The 16,062-nt window shown below is 62.0% G+C and carries 17 protein-coding genes; 7 read left to right on the top strand and 10 right to left on the bottom strand.

The window, feature by feature from the left end; all coding sequences use genetic code 11:
* Positions 1-99: 99 nt before the first annotated feature.
* Together uvrA and XI06_RS05550 are read left to right on the top strand one after the other, a co-directional pair.
* A complete protein-coding gene (gene uvrA / locus XI06_RS05555; RefSeq protein WP_271604764.1) occupies positions 100-2,667 on the top strand; it encodes an excinuclease ABC subunit UvrA in 2,568 nt (855 codons plus the stop codon).
* A gap of 110 nt (positions 2,668-2,777) precedes the next feature.
* Entirely contained in the window at positions 2,778-2,948 is a 171-nt protein-coding gene (locus tag XI06_RS05550; protein WP_271604763.1) for a hypothetical protein, read from the top strand.
* A gap of 8 nt (positions 2,949-2,956) precedes the next feature.
* Here the strand turns inward: XI06_RS05550 and XI06_RS05545 are convergent, their stop codons facing one another.
* Positions 2,957-3,679, bottom strand: a complete 723-nt coding sequence (locus XI06_RS05545) for a DUF72 domain-containing protein (RefSeq protein ID WP_271604796.1) — start codon at positions 3,677-3,679, stop codon at positions 2,957-2,959.
* Positions 3,680-3,822: 143 nt separating this feature from the next.
* On the opposite strand from XI06_RS05545, the gene XI06_RS05540 reads away from it, so the two are divergent.
* The 3 genes from XI06_RS05540 to XI06_RS05530 all read left to right on the top strand — a co-directional run bounded on the left by XI06_RS05540 (position 3,823) and on the right by XI06_RS05530 (position 7,527).
* Positions 3,823-6,144 (top strand): FdhF/YdeP family oxidoreductase, encoded by a 2,322-nt coding sequence (locus XI06_RS05540; protein WP_271604762.1) that lies wholly within the window; start codon positions 3,823-3,825, stop codon positions 6,142-6,144.
* Between the two features lie 130 nt (positions 6,145-6,274).
* Complete coding sequence (locus XI06_RS05535; protein ID WP_271604761.1) at positions 6,275-6,568, top strand: hypothetical protein; 294 nt, start codon at positions 6,275-6,277, stop codon at positions 6,566-6,568.
* A gap of 41 nt (positions 6,569-6,609) precedes the next feature.
* Positions 6,610-7,527 carry a c-type cytochrome gene (locus tag XI06_RS05530; protein ID WP_271604760.1) on the top strand — a complete coding sequence of 306 codons (918 nt, stop codon included), beginning with the start codon at positions 6,610-6,612 and terminating at the stop codon, positions 7,525-7,527.
* Positions 7,528-7,533: 6 nt separating this feature from the next.
* Here XI06_RS05530 and XI06_RS05525 read toward each other — a convergent pair whose 3' ends face one another.
* From XI06_RS05525 to XI06_RS05485, 9 genes are all read right to left on the bottom strand, one after another.
* On the bottom strand, positions 7,534-7,923 hold the full coding sequence (locus tag XI06_RS05525) for a c-type cytochrome (RefSeq protein WP_271604759.1): 390 nt from the start codon (positions 7,921-7,923) through the stop codon (positions 7,534-7,536).
* Position 7,924: 1 nt separating this feature from the next.
* Positions 7,925-8,821, bottom strand: a complete 897-nt coding sequence (locus XI06_RS05520; protein ID WP_271604758.1) for a cytochrome c oxidase assembly protein — start codon at positions 8,819-8,821, stop codon at positions 7,925-7,927.
* Positions 8,809-9,090, bottom strand: coding sequence for a hypothetical protein (locus XI06_RS05515; protein ID WP_271604757.1), 282 nt, complete (start codon positions 9,088-9,090; stop codon positions 8,809-8,811). Before XI06_RS05515 ends, XI06_RS05520 begins: the two co-directional genes overlap by 13 nt.
* Before the next feature lie 56 nt (positions 9,091-9,146).
* On the bottom strand, positions 9,147-9,749 hold the full coding sequence (locus tag XI06_RS05510; protein ID WP_271604756.1) for a cytochrome c oxidase subunit 3: 603 nt from the start codon (positions 9,747-9,749) through the stop codon (positions 9,147-9,149).
* The gene (ctaD, locus tag XI06_RS05505) at positions 9,746-11,653 is read right to left on the bottom strand and encodes a cytochrome c oxidase subunit I (protein ID WP_271604795.1); all 1,908 of its coding nucleotides are present in this window, start codon (positions 11,651-11,653) and stop codon (positions 9,746-9,748) included. The genes XI06_RS05510 and ctaD overlap by 4 nt, the downstream gene beginning before the upstream one ends.
* A gap of 2 nt (positions 11,654-11,655) precedes the next feature.
* Positions 11,656-12,666: a cytochrome c oxidase subunit II gene (gene coxB, locus XI06_RS05500; RefSeq protein ID WP_271604755.1), complete on the bottom strand. Its 1,011-nt coding sequence runs from the start codon at positions 12,664-12,666 to the stop codon at positions 11,656-11,658.
* Positions 12,663-13,220, bottom strand: coding sequence for a c-type cytochrome (locus XI06_RS05495; protein WP_271604754.1), 558 nt, complete (start codon positions 13,218-13,220; stop codon positions 12,663-12,665). The genes coxB and XI06_RS05495 overlap by 4 nt, the downstream gene beginning before the upstream one ends.
* A gap of 13 nt (positions 13,221-13,233) precedes the next feature.
* Positions 13,234-14,106 carry a formate dehydrogenase accessory sulfurtransferase FdhD gene (fdhD, locus tag XI06_RS05490; protein ID WP_271604753.1) on the bottom strand — a complete coding sequence of 291 codons (873 nt, stop codon included), beginning with the start codon at positions 14,104-14,106 and terminating at the stop codon, positions 13,234-13,236.
* A gap of 122 nt (positions 14,107-14,228) precedes the next feature.
* Positions 14,229-14,405: a DUF2934 domain-containing protein gene (locus XI06_RS05485; RefSeq protein ID WP_271604752.1), complete on the bottom strand. Its 177-nt coding sequence runs from the start codon at positions 14,403-14,405 to the stop codon at positions 14,229-14,231.
* A 134-nt stretch (positions 14,406-14,539) separates the two neighbouring features.
* On the opposite strand from XI06_RS05485, the gene XI06_RS05480 reads away from it, so the two are divergent.
* Together XI06_RS05480 and XI06_RS05475 are read left to right on the top strand one after the other, a co-directional pair.
* Entirely contained in the window at positions 14,540-14,863 is a 324-nt protein-coding gene (locus XI06_RS05480) for a low affinity iron permease family protein (protein ID WP_271604751.1), read from the top strand.
* Between the two features lie 187 nt (positions 14,864-15,050).
* Positions 15,051-15,929 (top strand): NAD(P)/FAD-dependent oxidoreductase, encoded by an 879-nt coding sequence (locus tag XI06_RS05475; protein ID WP_271604750.1) that lies wholly within the window; start codon positions 15,051-15,053, stop codon positions 15,927-15,929.
* Positions 15,930-16,062 lie beyond the last annotated feature (133 nt).

Here is a 16,062-nt window from a genome sequence, read left to right as displayed (position 1 = left end):
AGCCTGCCCGAGCGCGTGTTTCACCGCTTGGGGCGGAAAGAGGATCGTTAGAGTTCCACGGCCGTTGTCTATCCTCGCGTGGAGGCGAGGAACTCATTGATGGATGAAACGGTAAAAAAGCCGGAACAACAAGTCGGGGAGCGACCCAGGCACGGATACGTCCGCGTGCGCGGTGCTCGTGAGCACAATCTCAAAAACGTGGACGTGGACATCCCGCGTGACGCATTGGTCGTGTTCACCGGCGTCTCAGGCTCCGGGAAGTCGTCTTTGGCCTTCGGAACGCTCTATGCTGAGGCCCAGCGCCGTTATCTTGAATCCGTATCGCCTTACGCCCGGCGGCTGTTCCACCAGATGGCTGTGCCGGAGGTCGACGAGATCGAGGGCCTGCCGCCGGCCGTCGCGCTGCAGCAGCAGAGGGGATCGCCCACGACGCGATCGAGCGTCGGTAGTGTGACGACGCTGTCGAATCTTCTTCGCATGCTCTATTCGCGCGCGGGCGATTATCCGCGATCACAGAAGCTGCTGTACGCCGAAGCCTTCTCGCCGAACTCCGCCGAGGGTGCCTGTCCCCGGTGCCATGGGCTCGGGCGCATTTATGAGGTGACCGAGCACTCGATGGTGCCGGACGACCGGTTGACCATCCGGGAGCGGGCGATCGCGGCATGGCCCACCGCATGGCATGGCCAGAACCTCCGCGACATTCTGACGACGCTCGGTTACGACATCGACAAGCCCTGGCGCGAGCTGCCGAAGAAGGCGCGCAGCTGGATCCTGTTCACGGATGAGCAGCCGACCGTCCCGGTCTACGCAGGATATGATGCGAAAGAAGTGCGCGGGGCGCTGAAGCGTAAGGAAGAGCCGAGCTACCAGGGCACCTTTACCGGCGCTAGGCGCTACGTAATGGAGACATTCGCCAACACGACCAGCGCGATGATGAAGAAGCGGGTCGCTCGGTTCATGCTGAGCACCGAATGTCCCGCATGCCACGGCAAGCGGCTGAAGCCGGAGGCGCTGTCCGTCAAATTCGCGGGCATGGATATCGCCGACATCGCTCGGGTTCCGTTGCAGCGGCTGACTGAGCTGATGCGGCCTTACTGCGAGAATGCCGGCGCTGGTCGAGAGGCTCATCCGGAGAAGGCCGTGGTCGTGCAGCGGATCGCGCAGGATCTGGTCGGGCGGCTTGGTGTGCTGCTCGATCTCGGCCTCGGTTACCTCATGCTCGAGCGCAGCACGCCGACTCTTTCGCCGGGCGAACTACAACGCCTGCGGCTTGCAACACAGGTCCGCTCCAATCTTTTCGGTGTGGTCTATGTGCTCGACGAGCCGTCCGCCGGGCTTCACCCGGCCGACACCGAGGCTCTTCTCCGTGCGCTCGACCGGCTCAAGGCGGCTGGCAATTCACTGTTCGTGGTCGAGCACGAGCTTGACGTCATTCGCCACGCAGACTGGGTCGTCGATGTCGGGCCGGATGCCGGAGCACATGGTGGCGAGATTCTCTACAGTGGTCCCCTCCATGGCTTAAGCGAGGTCGAGAGATCCCGCACCCGAGAATATCTGTTCGGATCGCGCGCTCCGCCGAGGCGGAGAGAACGATCTCCGCAGGGCTGGCTTCGTCTGCGCGGCGTCACCCGAAACAACTTGCGAAACCTCGACGTCGATTTACCTCTCGGCGTGCTGGCGAGCGTGACCGGCGTATCCGGATCTGGCAAATCAAGCCTGGTCAGCCAATTTCTCGTCGAGGCGCTGGCCCAGCACTTTGGACATTCGCCTTCGGCGGAGGAGCCTGACGAAGAAGATCTCGAGCGAGTGCCGGTCGGAATCGTCGGCGGCGAAATCACCGAAGGGCTCGAACGTCTGAAGCGGTTGGTCGTGGTCGACCAGAAGCCGATCGGGAGAACGCCCCGATCGAACCTGGCGACTTACACCGGGCTATTTGACCATGTCCGGAAACACTTCGCGGCAACCAAGGAGGCGCGCCGGCATCGGTACGACGCCGGCCGCTTCTCGTTCAATCTGCCCAAGGGCCGATGCCCGACATGTCAAGGCGAGGGCTTTGTATGCGTCGAGCTCCTCTTCCTGCCGAGTGTCTACGCGCCGTGCCCGGACTGCCACGGCGCGCGCTACAATGGTGAGACGCTCGCCATCAAGCTGAACGGCAGATCGATCGCCGACGTTCTCGCAATGACGGTCGAGGCCGCTCACGCGTTCTTCGCCGATGATCCGGTCATCGCGCGCTCTCTCGACGTCTTACGCCAGGTAGGACTCGGATACATACGGCTCGGTCAACCTGCCACAGAGCTGTCCGGCGGCGAAGCGCAGCGCGTCAAGCTCGCCACCGAGCTGCAGCGCACGCAGCGATCCCAAACAATTTACGTCCTCGACGAACCGACGACAGGCCTGCATCCATCCGACGTCGAAAAACTAATCGTTCAGCTGGCCGGTCTTGTCGAGTCCGGCAGCTCGGTGATCGTCGTCGAGCATGACATGGCGTTTGTTGCTGCGAGCGACTGGGTGATCGATATCGGCCCGGGCGCAGGTGAAGACGGAGGGCGTATCGTCGCGGCAGGAACGCCTGTTGAGGTCGCGGGTCACCCCCACAGCCGCACGGCGCACTATCTCGAACGGGTTCTGGCGCAAGACCGAGGGGCGAGGTTCCCTGAGGCTTAGCCCGCCATCGATAGGGTCATCCTGCTTGGGGAGCTCGTGGAACTACGCGTGCTGCCTGGGATTGGTCGAGTAAGACCAAGGTTTCCAAATGATGGACAGTAGGGCACCAAATGCTGGAAGAGAAACTCAAGGAAGCCATCATCGGCGAGCTGAAGCGACAAGCGGCCAACCGGCCGCAATCGCTTCAGGTCGAAGGCTCCGACGAGCTGATCGTCAACGGCAAGATCGATCTGGCTGACCTCGTCATGGTGATTGCCGGCTCGGTGGCCGGTGGCCCCTAGCTCACTTGCTAAAGCATCTTTCGCAGAGTTTGCGCGTCGGCCGGCGCGGCGCTTTTCTGGTCGTTGTCGAAATAGACATAGACATCACAACCTTGCCTCTTCCAGGACTTGAGGCGCACGGCCCATTGGTAGAGCGCTGCCTGCGAATAGTGGCCGTGATAGCGTCCGCTTGGGCCGTGTGCACGGACATAGACGAAGTCCGCCGTGCGTTTCCAGGGCGAGGGCGCATCGTGATGGTCGGACAGGCAGAGTGAGATGTTCTGGTCGGACAGCATTCTGAGAATGCGCGGTTGATACCAGCTCGGGTGGCGAAATTCGAAACTGTAGCGGCGTTTCCTGGACAGCAGCTTGAAGAACGAGCCGAGCCGCTCGGCGTCCGCCTGGAACTGAGGCGGAAGCTGAAACAGGATCGGCCCCGCCTTACCGCGCAACAGCGACATGCGGTCCTCAAGCAGCTCGAGGCTGTTTGCAGAGCGATCCGAAAGACGCTTCCAGTGCGTAATGAACTTCGACGCTTTCCAGGCAAAGACAAAATCGCGGCCAGTCTGCTGCCGCCATGCTGTCACTGCCTCCGGCGTTGGCGTGCGGTAAAACACCCCGTTCAGCTCCGTGGTGTCGAACTGATCGGCATAGTAGCTGAGCTGGTCTTTGATCCGGACCTCCCGGGGAAAGAACGGACCTCGCCAGGATGCGTAGTGCCAGCCCGAGGTGCCGATAAGAATGCGTGCCATTCGAACGTCGTCCAATCTGTCGGCGTTGCGAAACGCTTCCAAGGGTCTATCGACGCCTCGGCCGGAGCAATGTTCCTGATCTTGAGGAACTGGCGATGATCTCTCAGGTTTTCCTCAGCTGACTTGATGTTGAGGAGCCCGGCATGCGGCAAAAAGCAAAGATTGAAAACTACGATGCGCCGGCGGGCGGTTGGGGCTCGCTCAGTGCGGTGGCTCACATTCTCACGCAAGAAGAGGTTGCGCTTCTCGGCAGCGAGATATTGCTGAAGCAGAACAAGACTGGCGGCTTCATGTGCGTGAGCTGCTCCTGGGCCAAGCCCGCAGAGCCGCGCATGTTCGAGTTCTGCGAGAACGGCGCCAAGGCGACTGCCTGGGAGATAACAGGCAAGATCGTCACGCCGGATTTTTTCGCGCAGCACACGCTCACCGAGCTGCGAACCTGGTCTGATCATCAACTGGAAGAGCAGGGGCGCCTAACGACGCCGATGCGCTACGATCCTGGCAGTGACAGATATCTGCCCGTCGACTGGAGCGAAGCGTTCCGGCAGATCGGCGCAGAGTTGAACGCGCTCGATCCGTGCTCGGTCGTCATGTATACCTCTGGCCGTGCCTCGCTGGAAGCGAGCTATATGTACCAGCTGTTCGGCCGGATGTACGGCACCAACAACTTCCCCGACAGTTCGAACATGTGCCACGAAACGACCTCGGTGGCGTTGCCGGAAGTGATTGGCGTCCCCGTTGGAACGGTGCTGTTGAAGGATTTCGACGAGACTGATTGCATCTTCTTCTTCGGCCACAACACCACGACGAACGCGCCGCGGATGCTGCATCCGCTTCAGGAAGCGGCCCAGCGCGGCGTGCCGATCGTGACATTTAATCCGCTCCGGGAGCGCGGGCTGGAGCGCTTCGTCAATCCGCAGAGCCCTGTTCAGATGATTGCGGGCGGCACGCGCATCAGCTCGCAATATCATCAGGTGCGGATCGGGGGCGACGCCGCGGCCATCGCCGGCATCTGTAAATGGATCATCGAGTCGGATGATTTCGCGCGAACGAACGGTGGTCCACGCGTGATCGACGTCGCGTTCGTCGAACAGCATACCGCCGGCTTCGAGGAATTTGCCGCGTTTTGTCGCGCCCAGGATTGGGACCAGATCGAAAGGGCATCGGGACTTTCGCGAACCGCCATGCTGGACGCGGCCAACACCTATATGGCGGCCAATGCCGTCATCGCCAATTACGGCATGGGCATCACCCAGCACAAGCACGGCGTCGAAACGGCTAAGATGATCGTCAATCTACTGCTATTGGGCGGCAATATCGGCAAGCCCGGCTCGGGGATTTCGCCGATCCGCGGACATTCCAACGTGCAGGGCCAGCGTACCGTCGGCATCTCCGAAAAGACCAAACTCGTGCCGCTCGACAAGCTCGCCGACCTCTACGACTTCGAGCCGCCGCGATGGGACGGCCTTTCGACCGTGGATGCCTGCGAAGGCATTTTGAATGGAGACGTGCGCGGCTTCGTCAGCCTTGGCGGCAATTTTGTGCGCGCAATCCCGGAGCGATCGCTGATGGAGCCCGCATGGTCGGGCCTGCGCCTCTCGGTCCAGATCGCGACAAAGCTCAATCGCAGCCACATCGTCCCGGGCGAGGTGACGTATCTGCTGCCGTGTCTCGGTCGGATCGAGATCGACCAGCAGGCAAGCGGCCCGCAGGCCGTGTCGATGGAGGATTCGACAACCTGCGTTCATGGCTCGCGCGGTCAGCGCCAGCCGGTGGCGGACAATCTCTTGTCAGAGCCGGCGATCGTCGCCGCGCTGGCCAAAGCCACGCTGGGGCCTAATCCCGCGGTCGACTGGGATGCCTGGGTCGCTGATTACGCGCAGGTGCGGCACGCCATTGAACGTACCTATCCGGAGCAGTTCAAGGATTTCAACAAACGCATGTTCGAACCCGGCGGCTTCCCTCGGCCGTTGCCGGCCCGAGAGCGCAAGTGGAAGACGCCCAACGGTAAGGCGAACTTCACCGTGCCCAAGGCGGCATTTGCGCCGCCGCGAGAAGGCGACGGCATCTATGAGCTGATGACGATGCGTGCGGATGGCCAATTCAACACGACGATCTACACGGAAGACGATCGATTCAGGGGCATCCAGGGCAGTCGGTATGTCGTCCTGATGAATCCAGCCGATATGGAGGACGGTGGGCTGAAGTCCGGAGATACCGTCACGCTGGTCACCGAAGCGGGCGATGGTGTCGAACGCAGCCTGAGCGAGCTCCAAGTCGTGCCTTACGATATCCCGCGCAGGAGCCTTGCGGGCTACTACCCGGAATGCAATGGGCTGATCCCGCTGTGGCACTATGCCGAAGGCAGCAAGGTGCCCGCGGCGAAGTCCGTCCCGGTGCGCCTGTTCAAGGATATCATTCCGGAGATCATGGAAGGCGGCGAGATTCCGATCTCGACCGACTGAGCCCAACTGCAGAGCGTGGGCCTTTCGTGTTGTCGATAGCCCCGAGCTCTCCATTGGCGCCACAGGTGAATAGAAACTTCGACGGTCCTTCCGAATTGAACCGTCATCGACTTGATGATTGGAGTTTAAGATGAAGAAGATCGGATTAGTTGGAGTCGCTGTCGCCGTGATTGCAACAGTCGCGGTCACCCCCGCGGACGCACATTGGCGCGGCGGCGGATGGGGCGGCCCGGGCATTGGCTTCGGAATCGCAGCCGGAGCACTCGCGGCAGGAGCTTACGGCGCCTACGGTCCTTACGGATATGGTCCGGGCTATGGCCCCGGCTACGCATATGGCCCCGCTTACGCCTATGGCCCCGGCTATGCTTATGGCGGACCTTACTACGGTCATCGTCGGTACTATCGGCATTATCGACACTGGTGATCTGACCACTGACTTGGCGTCGGCGGCGAACGAGGAGAAAAATGCGCAGACGCCTCTGGGTGATCTCAGCAGCCTCCGCGATCGTGGCCGTCGCTGCGGGGATCTGGTTCCTGACTGCGCCCGTGCGTTTCACTTCGGCAGAGGTAGGCCGTGTCTCTGACACCGTCGGCGATGCCGCACGCGGGAAGCTCATTTTTGCAGCCGGCGACTGCGCCTCCTGCCACGCCTCGCCGGGACAAGCTGATCGCTTGCATCTCGGCGGCGGATTAGCGCTCACCTCGCCCTTTGGCACGTTTCGCGCACCCAATATTTCGATGGATCCGGTAGACGGCATCGCACGCTGGACTGCGAAGGATCTCGCCAACGCGCTGCTGCGCGGTGTTTCTCCCGACGGTCGCCACTACTATCCCGTGTTTCCGTATTCGAGCTTCACGCACATGCGTTCCGAGGACGTCCAAGATCTCATGGCCTATCTGCGCACGCTCCCCGCCGTGAAGGGGCGTGCGCCTGATCACGAGCTCAATCTGGTCTTTGGCATTCGCCGCTTTGTGGGGTTCTGGAAGCTTTTCTATTTCAAGCCTGGACCGATCGTGGTCGATGCCGGACATGACGAGTCCTGGAATCGGGGGCGGTATCTGACCGAGGCGGTTGCTCACTGCGCGGAATGCCATTCATCACGAGATCTGTTCGGCGGCATTAAACCAGGGACCCGCTATGCCGGAGGGCAAGATCCTGAAGGCACCGGCTTCTATCCCAACATCACGCCGGCACGGATCGGTGACTGGTCGGAGCAGCAGGTGGCGGCTATGTTGCAGACCGGAAATACGCCCAATCATGGCCGCGTCGGCTCGTCGATGGCCGATGTCGTCACGAATACGGCGATGTTGCCGGACAGCGATCGCAAGGCGATCGCCGTCTATGTGAAGTCGCTGCCGCCCCGGCCGACGCCTCGTCCCTGATGATCCTCACTGCGCATAGAGATAGGCCGCGACATCGCGAGCCTCCGCCTCGCTGATCCCCGTGGCCGGCATCGCTGTCCTCGGCGAGAAAGCCTGCGGCGTTACGATCCATCCTATGAGATTGTCGGGCGAGTTGGTCACCACACCAGCGATATAGACGCGTTGACGCAGATCGGCGAGAGAGCTTCCGACCTGACCGTCGCCGCCGGGGATGCCGGAAATGGTATGACATCCGGCGCAGCCATAGCGGCGGATCAGGGCAGGCGCCCGGGCTGGATCGCCGGCGGTCATGGCCCGGGCGGTATTCTCGGTCTGCTTGCGGTAACTTTGGGCGAGCCCGCCTGCCACGGCGGAGGCAGTCAGCGCGCCGGCTGCGACGATCAGGGCGATAAGCATTCTACTGCGCGTGAAGGGCATCGGTTCGCTCCGTTTGCTTGGCGGCACGCGTGATCCAAAGCGCAATCAGGGTCAGGGCCGCACCGGCGTAGATCGTTCCCGCCGGCACCCACATGATGATGCCGGCCAGCTGCTGGTCCTCCAGCGGAGTGAGCCCCCACGCCCCCGCAGCCTCCTGTTGCTCCCGGTAGAGCAGATGCGGCGCAAGCGCCATCAAGGCGCCGAGCACGCTGGTGTGCAGCATGGTGATGAAGACATGCCAGGCGGCGGCCCCGGTTTCACTACGCCTGAACACCGACCACCAGAACAGGACGGCCGTCAGGAAGAAGCTGAGATGCTGCGCCCGGTGCAGGAGGAGGTTGGAAACGGCTGCGTCGAACAGGAGCGGCGCGTGCCAGCCCCAGATCGCCATTCCGTGCAGGATCGTGGCGGTGCGACCGGCGCTGAAAAAGCCCCACACGGCGTCGGTGGCAGGCAGCCGCATCCAGCGGCCGATCGACAGGCGAACGCGGCGGGGCAGGGACCACAATAGCGTTCCAACCGGTCGCGCGATCACCAGCAACGGCGCGGCTACGGCCATCAGGATCTCGTGCTCGATCATGTGAAAGCTGAGCAGCCGTTCGCCAAGCCAGTGCAGCGGCGACACCAGCGCTGCGATCAGCGAGAGCCAGCCGGCGGCGCAGGCAACGACTTGCCAGAGTCCGGCACCAGGAACACGAGCCCGTCGCCGGAGCAGAACAAGCGCGCCGACGCCGTACATGAGACCAAAAACCATGAGAGGGAGGACGATCCAGGGATCGAGCGTCCAACGCGCGCCGCTCACGTCCGGGGTCAGCTCGTGGGCATGTGCCGCACCACCCGCCAGCAGGCCAGCCGTGATTGCCGCTATCTTTCGCATCCCGTCAGCACCAGAGAGGCCACGCCCTGCATCGCAAGAGCAAAGGTGAAGAGGCAGGCGGAAAGGGCGCTGACCGCTCTGGCGAAATCGATCGTATGAGCGGGCGCGCTCGCGACCCCCAGCCTTCTTGCGCAAGACCACGACGCGACGCCCGACAGAGCCGTCAAGATTGCGCCTGCAAGGGAGATGATGGCGGAGACATGCAGCGTTGATCGGCAATCGACATAGGGCAGGATTTGTCCAAGCTGCATATTGACGGCCCAGATCACGGCGGCGAACCAGAGGCCGGCCCAGATCGTGAGATGGGTCAGCAATTTTGATGCGCTCATAGCCGTGCCAGCCAATAGATGCAGCCATAGATCGGAAGCCACGCCGCAACGACAAAGTTCCAATACATGGCGTTGTCCTGGACGTCGCCGAAGCGGCGGGCATTTTGCGCGTGGCGCGTAAACATCAGCGCGGCGAGGACCAAGGTGTCGGCGAGGTCGGTGATGATGTGCGTGGTGTGGAGGCCCAGCAGGAGCCAAACCACGGAGCCGTAGGCATTGGTGTCCCAACTGATCCGCAACGCAGGAAATTCGAAGACGCGCACGATCAGCGGCGCGATTCCCAGGATCGACATGACGACAAGGCCGATCCTGACCTTGCGCAGGTCTTGCTGCTCCGCCCAGCGCGAGATCAGGATGTTGGGCACCAGGCTGACGAGCAGAATGAGCGTCATCAATGTGCCGGGAAGCAGATCGGGTGGGGGAGCGTCGATCGGCCAAGTGGTCGCCAGGCTCATCAGATAGAGGTAGACGGCGATCGCCAGGGCAAAGCCGGTGCCCTCGATCAGCATGAAGGCGAGCGTGCCCCACCAGGTGGCACTCTGTGTCCCCATCCCGTGTAGCGGCAGCTTGCGGAGATCGAGCACGATCCTTTCCCTCATGCCTCGTCCTCCGGCGTTCCCTTGGGCCAGAACCAGCCGATCAGGGCGATCGCGATCGGGATCGAGCCCCACACCACCGCCCAGGGTGTGAATATCGACCAGATCAGCATGATGCTGGTTGCGATCGCCGTCAGCAGTGGCCAGATCGAATTCCGCGGCGAGGCCTCGCGCGCCTGTGGTTCGGCAATATTGAGCGACGTCACCACCAGCTCGCGCCGATCGGTACGCAGGCCCTTCGCCACAGCAAGCGCATCGCGGCAATCCCAGAGCGGATGCAAACTATTGACGACGGGGATCATCGCAAAATTGAAGCTGGGCGGAGGCGACGAGGTGGCCCACTCCAAAGTGGCTGCATCCCAGGGATTGTCGGAAGCGACGTCGCCGGCCCACGCGCTCCGGATGACATTAATGAAGAACACCAAGAACCCGGCGGTGAGCACGATGGAGCTGAGGCTCGCGAACACATTAAGAGCGTGCCACGGCAGGTCGGGCTGATAGGTGTAGATTCGCCGCGGCATGCCCTCCAATCCGAGGATATGCATTGGAAAGAAGGTGGCGTTAAAGCCGGTGATGATCAGCCAGAACGACCACTGCCCAAGCGTCTCGCTCATCATCCGTCCGGTGAGCTTGGGAAACCAATAGTGGATGGCGCCCAGTAGCGGGAAAACGGCGCCGCCGACCAGCACATAATGGAAATGCGCGACGACGAAATATGTGTCGTGCACTTGGGTGTCGAACGGGACGGAGGCAACCATCACCCCGGTAAGGCCGCCGATGACAAAAGTGACGAAGAAACCGATGATGAAGAGGAGCGGCGTTTTGAACACCGGCCTGCCGTCCCACAGCGTCGCCAGCCAGCAGAAGATCTGAATGCCGGCAGGGATCGCGATGGCCATGCTGGACGCCGTGAAAAAGCTCTCACCTAGTCGTGGCAGACCCGCCACGAACATGTGGTGCACCCACAGGCCGAAGGCGAGGATGCCGGTTGCAATCAGCGCCATCACCAGACCGAGATAGCCGAAGGCCGGTCGCCTCGCGAACGGTTCGATCATGGTCGAGACCATGCCGGCCGCCGGCAGGAAGATGATGTAGACCTCGGGATGGCCGAAGAACCAGAATAAATGCTGCCAGAGCAGCACGTCACCGCCCTCGGCCGGATTGAAGAAGTGCGTGCCGACGAGGCGGTCGAGGATCAGGCTGGTGCTGGCGACCATGATCGCCGGCATCGCCATGATGATCAGGAAGGACGTCACCAGCATCGCCCACACGAACACGGGGATGCGGTCGAGCGTCATGCCCGGCGCGCGTTGCTTGAAGACGGTGACCACCATCTCCACAGCGACTGCGAGCGCGGAGACTTCGGTAAAGGTGATCATCTGTGCCCAGATGTCGGCGCGCTTGCCGGCGGCATATTGCGGCCCGGATAGCGGCACATAGGCGAACCAGCCGACGTCCGGTCCCATGTCGAGCGCAAAGGCAATCCAGAGCAGCGCGCCGCCGGCAAGATAGATCCAGTAGGAGAATGCGTTGAGGCGAGGGAAGGCGATGTTGCGGGTGCCGACCATCAGCGGCACCAGATAGACCGCCACGGCCTCCATTACAGGCACCGCAAACAGGAACATCATGTTGGCGCCGTGCATAGTGAAGATCTGATTATAGCGGTCGGGACTAAGCAGGCGCGCCTCTGGCTGCGCGAGCTGGATCCGCATCAGCATGGCGAGGACTCCTCCGAGCACGAGGAAGACGAAGGCCGTGAAGATGTAGCGGCGGCCGATGATCTTGTGATCGACGGTGGTGAGCGCGCCCCAGATGCCGGGCGGCGTCTTCCAAGTCTCAGTCAACGCCTCTGTCAGGCGCGAGCCTTGGATGTCGATGTCGCGCGTGTCGGACGCTTTGGCGGGCATGTTCATTTCAGGCTCGCCAGATAAGCAGAGACATCGCGCAACTCTTCCGGTGTGAGCGGCACCATCGGCATGTTATTGCCCGGCTTGATGGTCTGTGGATCGGCGATCCAGGCTGCGAGCGAGCCGCGCGTGGTTTCGAACAGCCCCGCCGCGATGGTCCGGCGGCTGCCGACATGGGTGAGATCGGGCCCCGTGGTGCCGGCTGCAATGGTGCCACGGATGGTGTGGCAGGCCGCGCACGGCTTCGTCAGGAACGTCTGCATTCCCGCAGCCGCCTCCTCTTCGACAGGCTGGGCCGCCGCATTCCGCTCCGCGTTCGCCCATTTGTCGAAATCGTCCTGCGACTCCGCGATCACCAGCAGCGCCATGTGCGCGTGCTGCATGCCGCAATATTCCGCGCACTGACCGCGATACACGCCAGGCTGCTCCGCCCGGATCGTGAGCTCATTGGAGCGGCCCGGGATCAGGTCCTGCTTGCCGGCGAGGCTCGGGACCCAGAACGAATGGATCACATCGAGGCCATCGAGCTTGAGATGCACGTTGCGGCCAACTGGAATGTGGATCTCGTTGGCGGTCTCAAATCGTCGGGCCGGATCGGGGCCGATATATTCGAGGCCCCACCACCATTGCAGGCCACGCACCCGGATCGTCAGATCGTCCTGCCCGGCAACGCTAAGGCTCTGCGTGGCAAAGAAGCTCATGATGGTGAATGTGCCGATGATGACGGTGGTGGCGATGACGGCGCCGGTGACCGCGATGGTCATGCGCCGTTCGCGGCCGGGCTGAGGTGGTGTCGGCCGGCCTTCCCGCCGGTGCCACAAAGCCCAGATCAGCGCGACCATCACCAGCATCCAGACGATGGAGCAGACCGCAACGATCAGAAGGATGAGATGCTTCAGGCTAATTGCCGAGGTGCCGTGAACGTCGAGCGCGGATTGCCAATTGCTGCTGCACGCGGCCAGCGATACGGCGAGCGTTGCGCTCAAACAGGCCTTGTTCAGCGCGCGAATCACGGCGTCGGTCCCTGATCCAAATGGACCGGCGAGGGTCCCTGATCAAATAACAGCTTGGCCGGTGCGCGATTTTCGGCAGGTCGCGTCTGCTTCTCGTCGTTCCGGCTCGGCGCAGCGGTCTTGCCTTCATAGGAGCCGATGGTTTGTACATAGCCCGCAAGCTGCCAGATCTGATCCGTCGTCATCTTGTCTCGAAACGACGGCATGCCGTGGGGCCGGCCATCCCGGATCGAGGCGAAGATGGAGACCATCTCGGGGCCGTAGTACCACCAGCCATCAAGGAAGCTCGGCCCGCTCCCACCCTGACCGTCGCCGTGACAACTCTTGCAACCGAACCACGCATACAGCCGCTTGCCTTGGCTGAGATTGTAGGCGTTGACCTCATAGGGGTCGCCTAGCGCGAAATAGACCTGCGGGGGCGCGCCGGCGATGCCGTTCGGCATCAACGCGATCTTATCCAGCGCATCGGCTGTCGGTGGATCCAGCCGTAATTGCCGCTGCTCCCGCTGGCAGCCCGCCAGGGCCGTCGCAACTGCAAGGAGAATGCTGGTCATCCGCTTCATTCGCTCAAGGGAACTTACGATGAGTGTGTTTTTGCTTGGTTCCTGCAGGTTTGAGACCCGGCTTTATGCGCTCAGGCCAACTGAAAACCTGAAACTCTCTGCCACGCGCAATGCCGACCAGCGTGATCCCCGACGCAGTTGCGGTCCGGACTGCGAGCGCGGTCGGGGCAGACACCGCGATCAGAATGCCTGTGCCGATGGCCGCGGCCTTTTGCACTAGCTCGATCGAGACCCGGCTGGTGAGAACAAGCGCGCCGGAGAAACCAGTCACGCTTTCTGCGGCCATCGCTCCCGCGACCTTGTCCAGGGCATTATGCCGGCCGACATCTTCGCGCAGCAGCAACAAACCTGAACCGGGCCGATAGAGACCGGCCGCATGCGTTGCCCGGGTCGCGCGATTGATATCTTGTGCCGCTGTCAGGGCGTCCACGGCAGAGGAAATGTCCTCACCGGTCACCGAGAGATCGCTTGTAACGTGTGGGACCGGCGGGCAGGCGTCGGCCAGGCTTTCGATCCCGCAGAGGCCACAGCCCGTGGGGCCTACCAACCGCCGCCGTCGTGCCGCGAGGCGGTCGCTTCGGTCGGACGTGAGCCACATCCGCAACTCCACACCGTCCCCGTGCTGGACGATGTCGAGATCCTCAATCTCTGATGGCGCGGTTATAATCCCCTCGGTCAGGCTGAAGCCGAGGGCGAGGTCGATGAGATCGGCGGGTGTCGCCATCACAACGGCAAGCGTCGTTCCGTTGTACGCCAGGGCTACGGGGGTCTCTTCAGCGAGCGCGCGTTCGGCAAGTCGCCCGTCCTGGTCGTGACAATCGACGCCGACGATCGCGTGCGGCAGGTTCGTCTGGCGCCTGAACTGTGAGCCGTGCAACGCGTCCTCCCTCAAAGAAGAAGCGACGCCGCAAAGGGAGGATGGTTCCTAAGCCGACGCCACGCAGGTCAGCGCTGCCTATCGCGTGAGACACCGTCGGCTGTCGGTTCGAGAGCCGGTCATCACACCGGCAGATTGTCTGTCATCCCCTGCGGGACCTCACCCTGTTCGGATCGCTCGGCCAACAACTCGGCCTCCGCCTTGTACCAGAGGTCGTCCATCGCCCCTGCGGGTTCGCCAGCCTGCTTCCAAAGATGATAGGCCCGGCTGCGAATGTCTTCCTCACTCAAATCCGTCATTCCATCTCCGTTTGTTCGCCTTGGCAAAGCAGCAGAGGGTCGACAGGTTCCAAAGACGGGCAGTTGTCGGCAATAGTGCATTGTCGCATGACCATCGTTGGTGGAACGGGCTGTGCAGGCCCACGTTGGCTGACATGTCATCGGCGGATCTCAAGGGCTGGCTTACCAAAATCGGCGTCGCCACCTCGCGGCCGGCGGCATTTGTCGTCTTCCTGGCTTACGCATCCTGCTGGCTTATCCTGGGAAATGGATTGGAATGGCATTCGTTCGCTACGCTCGCGACTTGGGGGATGACACTCCTCATCCAGCGCGCCGAGCATCGCGACACTCAGGCCATTCATGCCAAGCTCGACGAACTGCTGAAGGCCGTTGGGAATGCAGATGACGACCTCATGGACGTCGACAAGAAGGACGCCGAGGAAGTCGAGGAAGAGCGCGCACACGTCCAGGCATCCTGATGGCTGCGCGTTGATAAGCCGACCCGAGCAACCTACGAGGAGGTACGGAATTGATCCGCGCCAAGCAAATCGATGAAGTCAGCACGGAAGCGCTTATAATGGTCGTTGCGCCCGCCGCAATGGACCTGCCTACTATTCCGCGCGGACCCCGCTCGGGGCAGCTTCCGAAGTGGAGTTCGGTGGGATCGTGAGAGACGTCCTGGATTGTCTGATCGTGGGTGGCGGTCCCGCCGGACTCACCGCCGCCATCTATTTGGCGCGATACCGGAGAAGCGTAGCCGTCTTCGATGACGGGAAAAGCCGTGCAGCCTGGATACCAAAGAGCCATAATTATCCCGGGTTTCCTTCCGGCGTCTCTGGCCGCGAGCTGCTCAATCTGTTGAAGCTTCAAGCCAAGTCATACGATGTCGAACTCGTGCGGGAACGAATTTCCTCCTTGGAAAAATCTGACGCCGGTTTTAGAGCCGTCCATGGCGATTTCGAGATTCACGCGCGTCGTGTGCTGTTTGCGACGGGCATCATAGATGAGGCTCCGGACCTTGACGGAGTTGAAAAGGCGGTCCTTGCAGGAACCGTCCGCTACTGCCCCGTATGCGACGCCTACGAAGCCATTGACCGCCGCATAGCCGTGATGGGCCAGGGAGCAGGCGCTCTCGCAAAGGCGAGATTTCTACGGCACTATTCCGACCGTGTCACTTTGGTCGTTACCGAAACCCCGACCGCCGAGCTTTTGGCGGAAGCCGAAGAGGCAGGAATCTCGGTCCGGCTCGCGGATCGCCAATTGGAGATCAAGGATGGGTCGATCCACATTTCCGGTGGATCGAACGGTGCCGAGACGTTCGATGTGCTCTACCCGGCTTTGGGCTGCTCTGTCGGATCGAAGCTCGCCGTCCGACTGGGCGCCGCTGCAAACGAGGTCGGTTGTCTGGTCGTGGACGGGCACCAACAAACGACGATCGATGGAATCTACGCGGCCGGAGATGTCGTTTCAGACCTTCACCAGATATCCGTTGCGACGGGACACGCCGCGGTCGCTGCCACGGCGATTCACAAATCGCTGAGCTGAGCATCTACGTCAAGAAGGGCTGACCTGATCGACACCGGCCCCTTCGGAGCTGTCATTACTCTCTTATTCCGCCGCCGAGGAGGCGGTGCAGAAAGGCTTGTGGGAGGAACGTGCGTTCCAGGCTCGCTATCCC

Origin of the sequence: Bradyrhizobium sp. CCBAU 11434, assembly GCF_028128895.1 — a bacterium.
Lineage (GTDB): Bacteria > Pseudomonadota > Alphaproteobacteria > Rhizobiales > Xanthobacteraceae > Bradyrhizobium > Bradyrhizobium zhengyangense.
This window is presented reverse-complemented; position numbering and strand designations above follow the sequence as displayed.

Excerpts from the sequence above, each read along its gene's own strand:
- XI06_RS05540 (WP_271604762.1), top strand. The coding sequence starts at position 3,823 with ATGCGGCAAAAAGCAAAGATTGAAAACTACGATGCGCCGGCGGGCGGT.
- XI06_RS05530 (WP_271604760.1), top strand. The coding sequence starts at position 6,610 with ATGCGCAGACGCCTCTGGGTGATCTCAGCAGCCTCCGCGATCGTGGCC.
- XI06_RS05485 (WP_271604752.1), bottom strand. The coding sequence starts at position 14,405 with ATGACGGATTTGAGTGAGGAAGACATTCGCAGCCGGGCCTATCATCTT.
- XI06_RS05480 (WP_271604751.1), top strand. The coding sequence starts at position 14,540 with ATGTCATCGGCGGATCTCAAGGGCTGGCTTACCAAAATCGGCGTCGCC.
- ctaD (WP_271604795.1), bottom strand. The coding sequence starts at position 11,653 with ATGCCCGCCAAAGCGTCCGACACGCGCGACATCGACATCCAAGGCTCG.
- uvrA (WP_271604764.1), top strand. The coding sequence starts at position 100 with ATGGATGAAACGGTAAAAAAGCCGGAACAACAAGTCGGGGAGCGACCC.
- XI06_RS05525 (WP_271604759.1), bottom strand. The coding sequence starts at position 7,923 with ATGCTTATCGCCCTGATCGTCGCAGCCGGCGCGCTGACTGCCTCCGCC.
- XI06_RS05495 (WP_271604754.1), bottom strand. The coding sequence starts at position 13,220 with ATGACCAGCATTCTCCTTGCAGTTGCGACGGCCCTGGCGGGCTGCCAG.
- XI06_RS05510 (WP_271604756.1), bottom strand. The coding sequence starts at position 9,749 with ATGAGGGAAAGGATCGTGCTCGATCTCCGCAAGCTGCCGCTACACGGG.
- XI06_RS05520 (WP_271604758.1), bottom strand. The coding sequence starts at position 8,821 with ATGCGAAAGATAGCGGCAATCACGGCTGGCCTGCTGGCGGGTGGTGCG.
- XI06_RS05535 (WP_271604761.1), top strand. The coding sequence starts at position 6,275 with ATGAAGAAGATCGGATTAGTTGGAGTCGCTGTCGCCGTGATTGCAACA.
- XI06_RS05545 (WP_271604796.1), bottom strand. The coding sequence starts at position 3,679 with ATGGCACGCATTCTTATCGGCACCTCGGGCTGGCACTACGCATCCTGG.
- XI06_RS05550 (WP_271604763.1), top strand. The coding sequence starts at position 2,778 with ATGCTGGAAGAGAAACTCAAGGAAGCCATCATCGGCGAGCTGAAGCGA.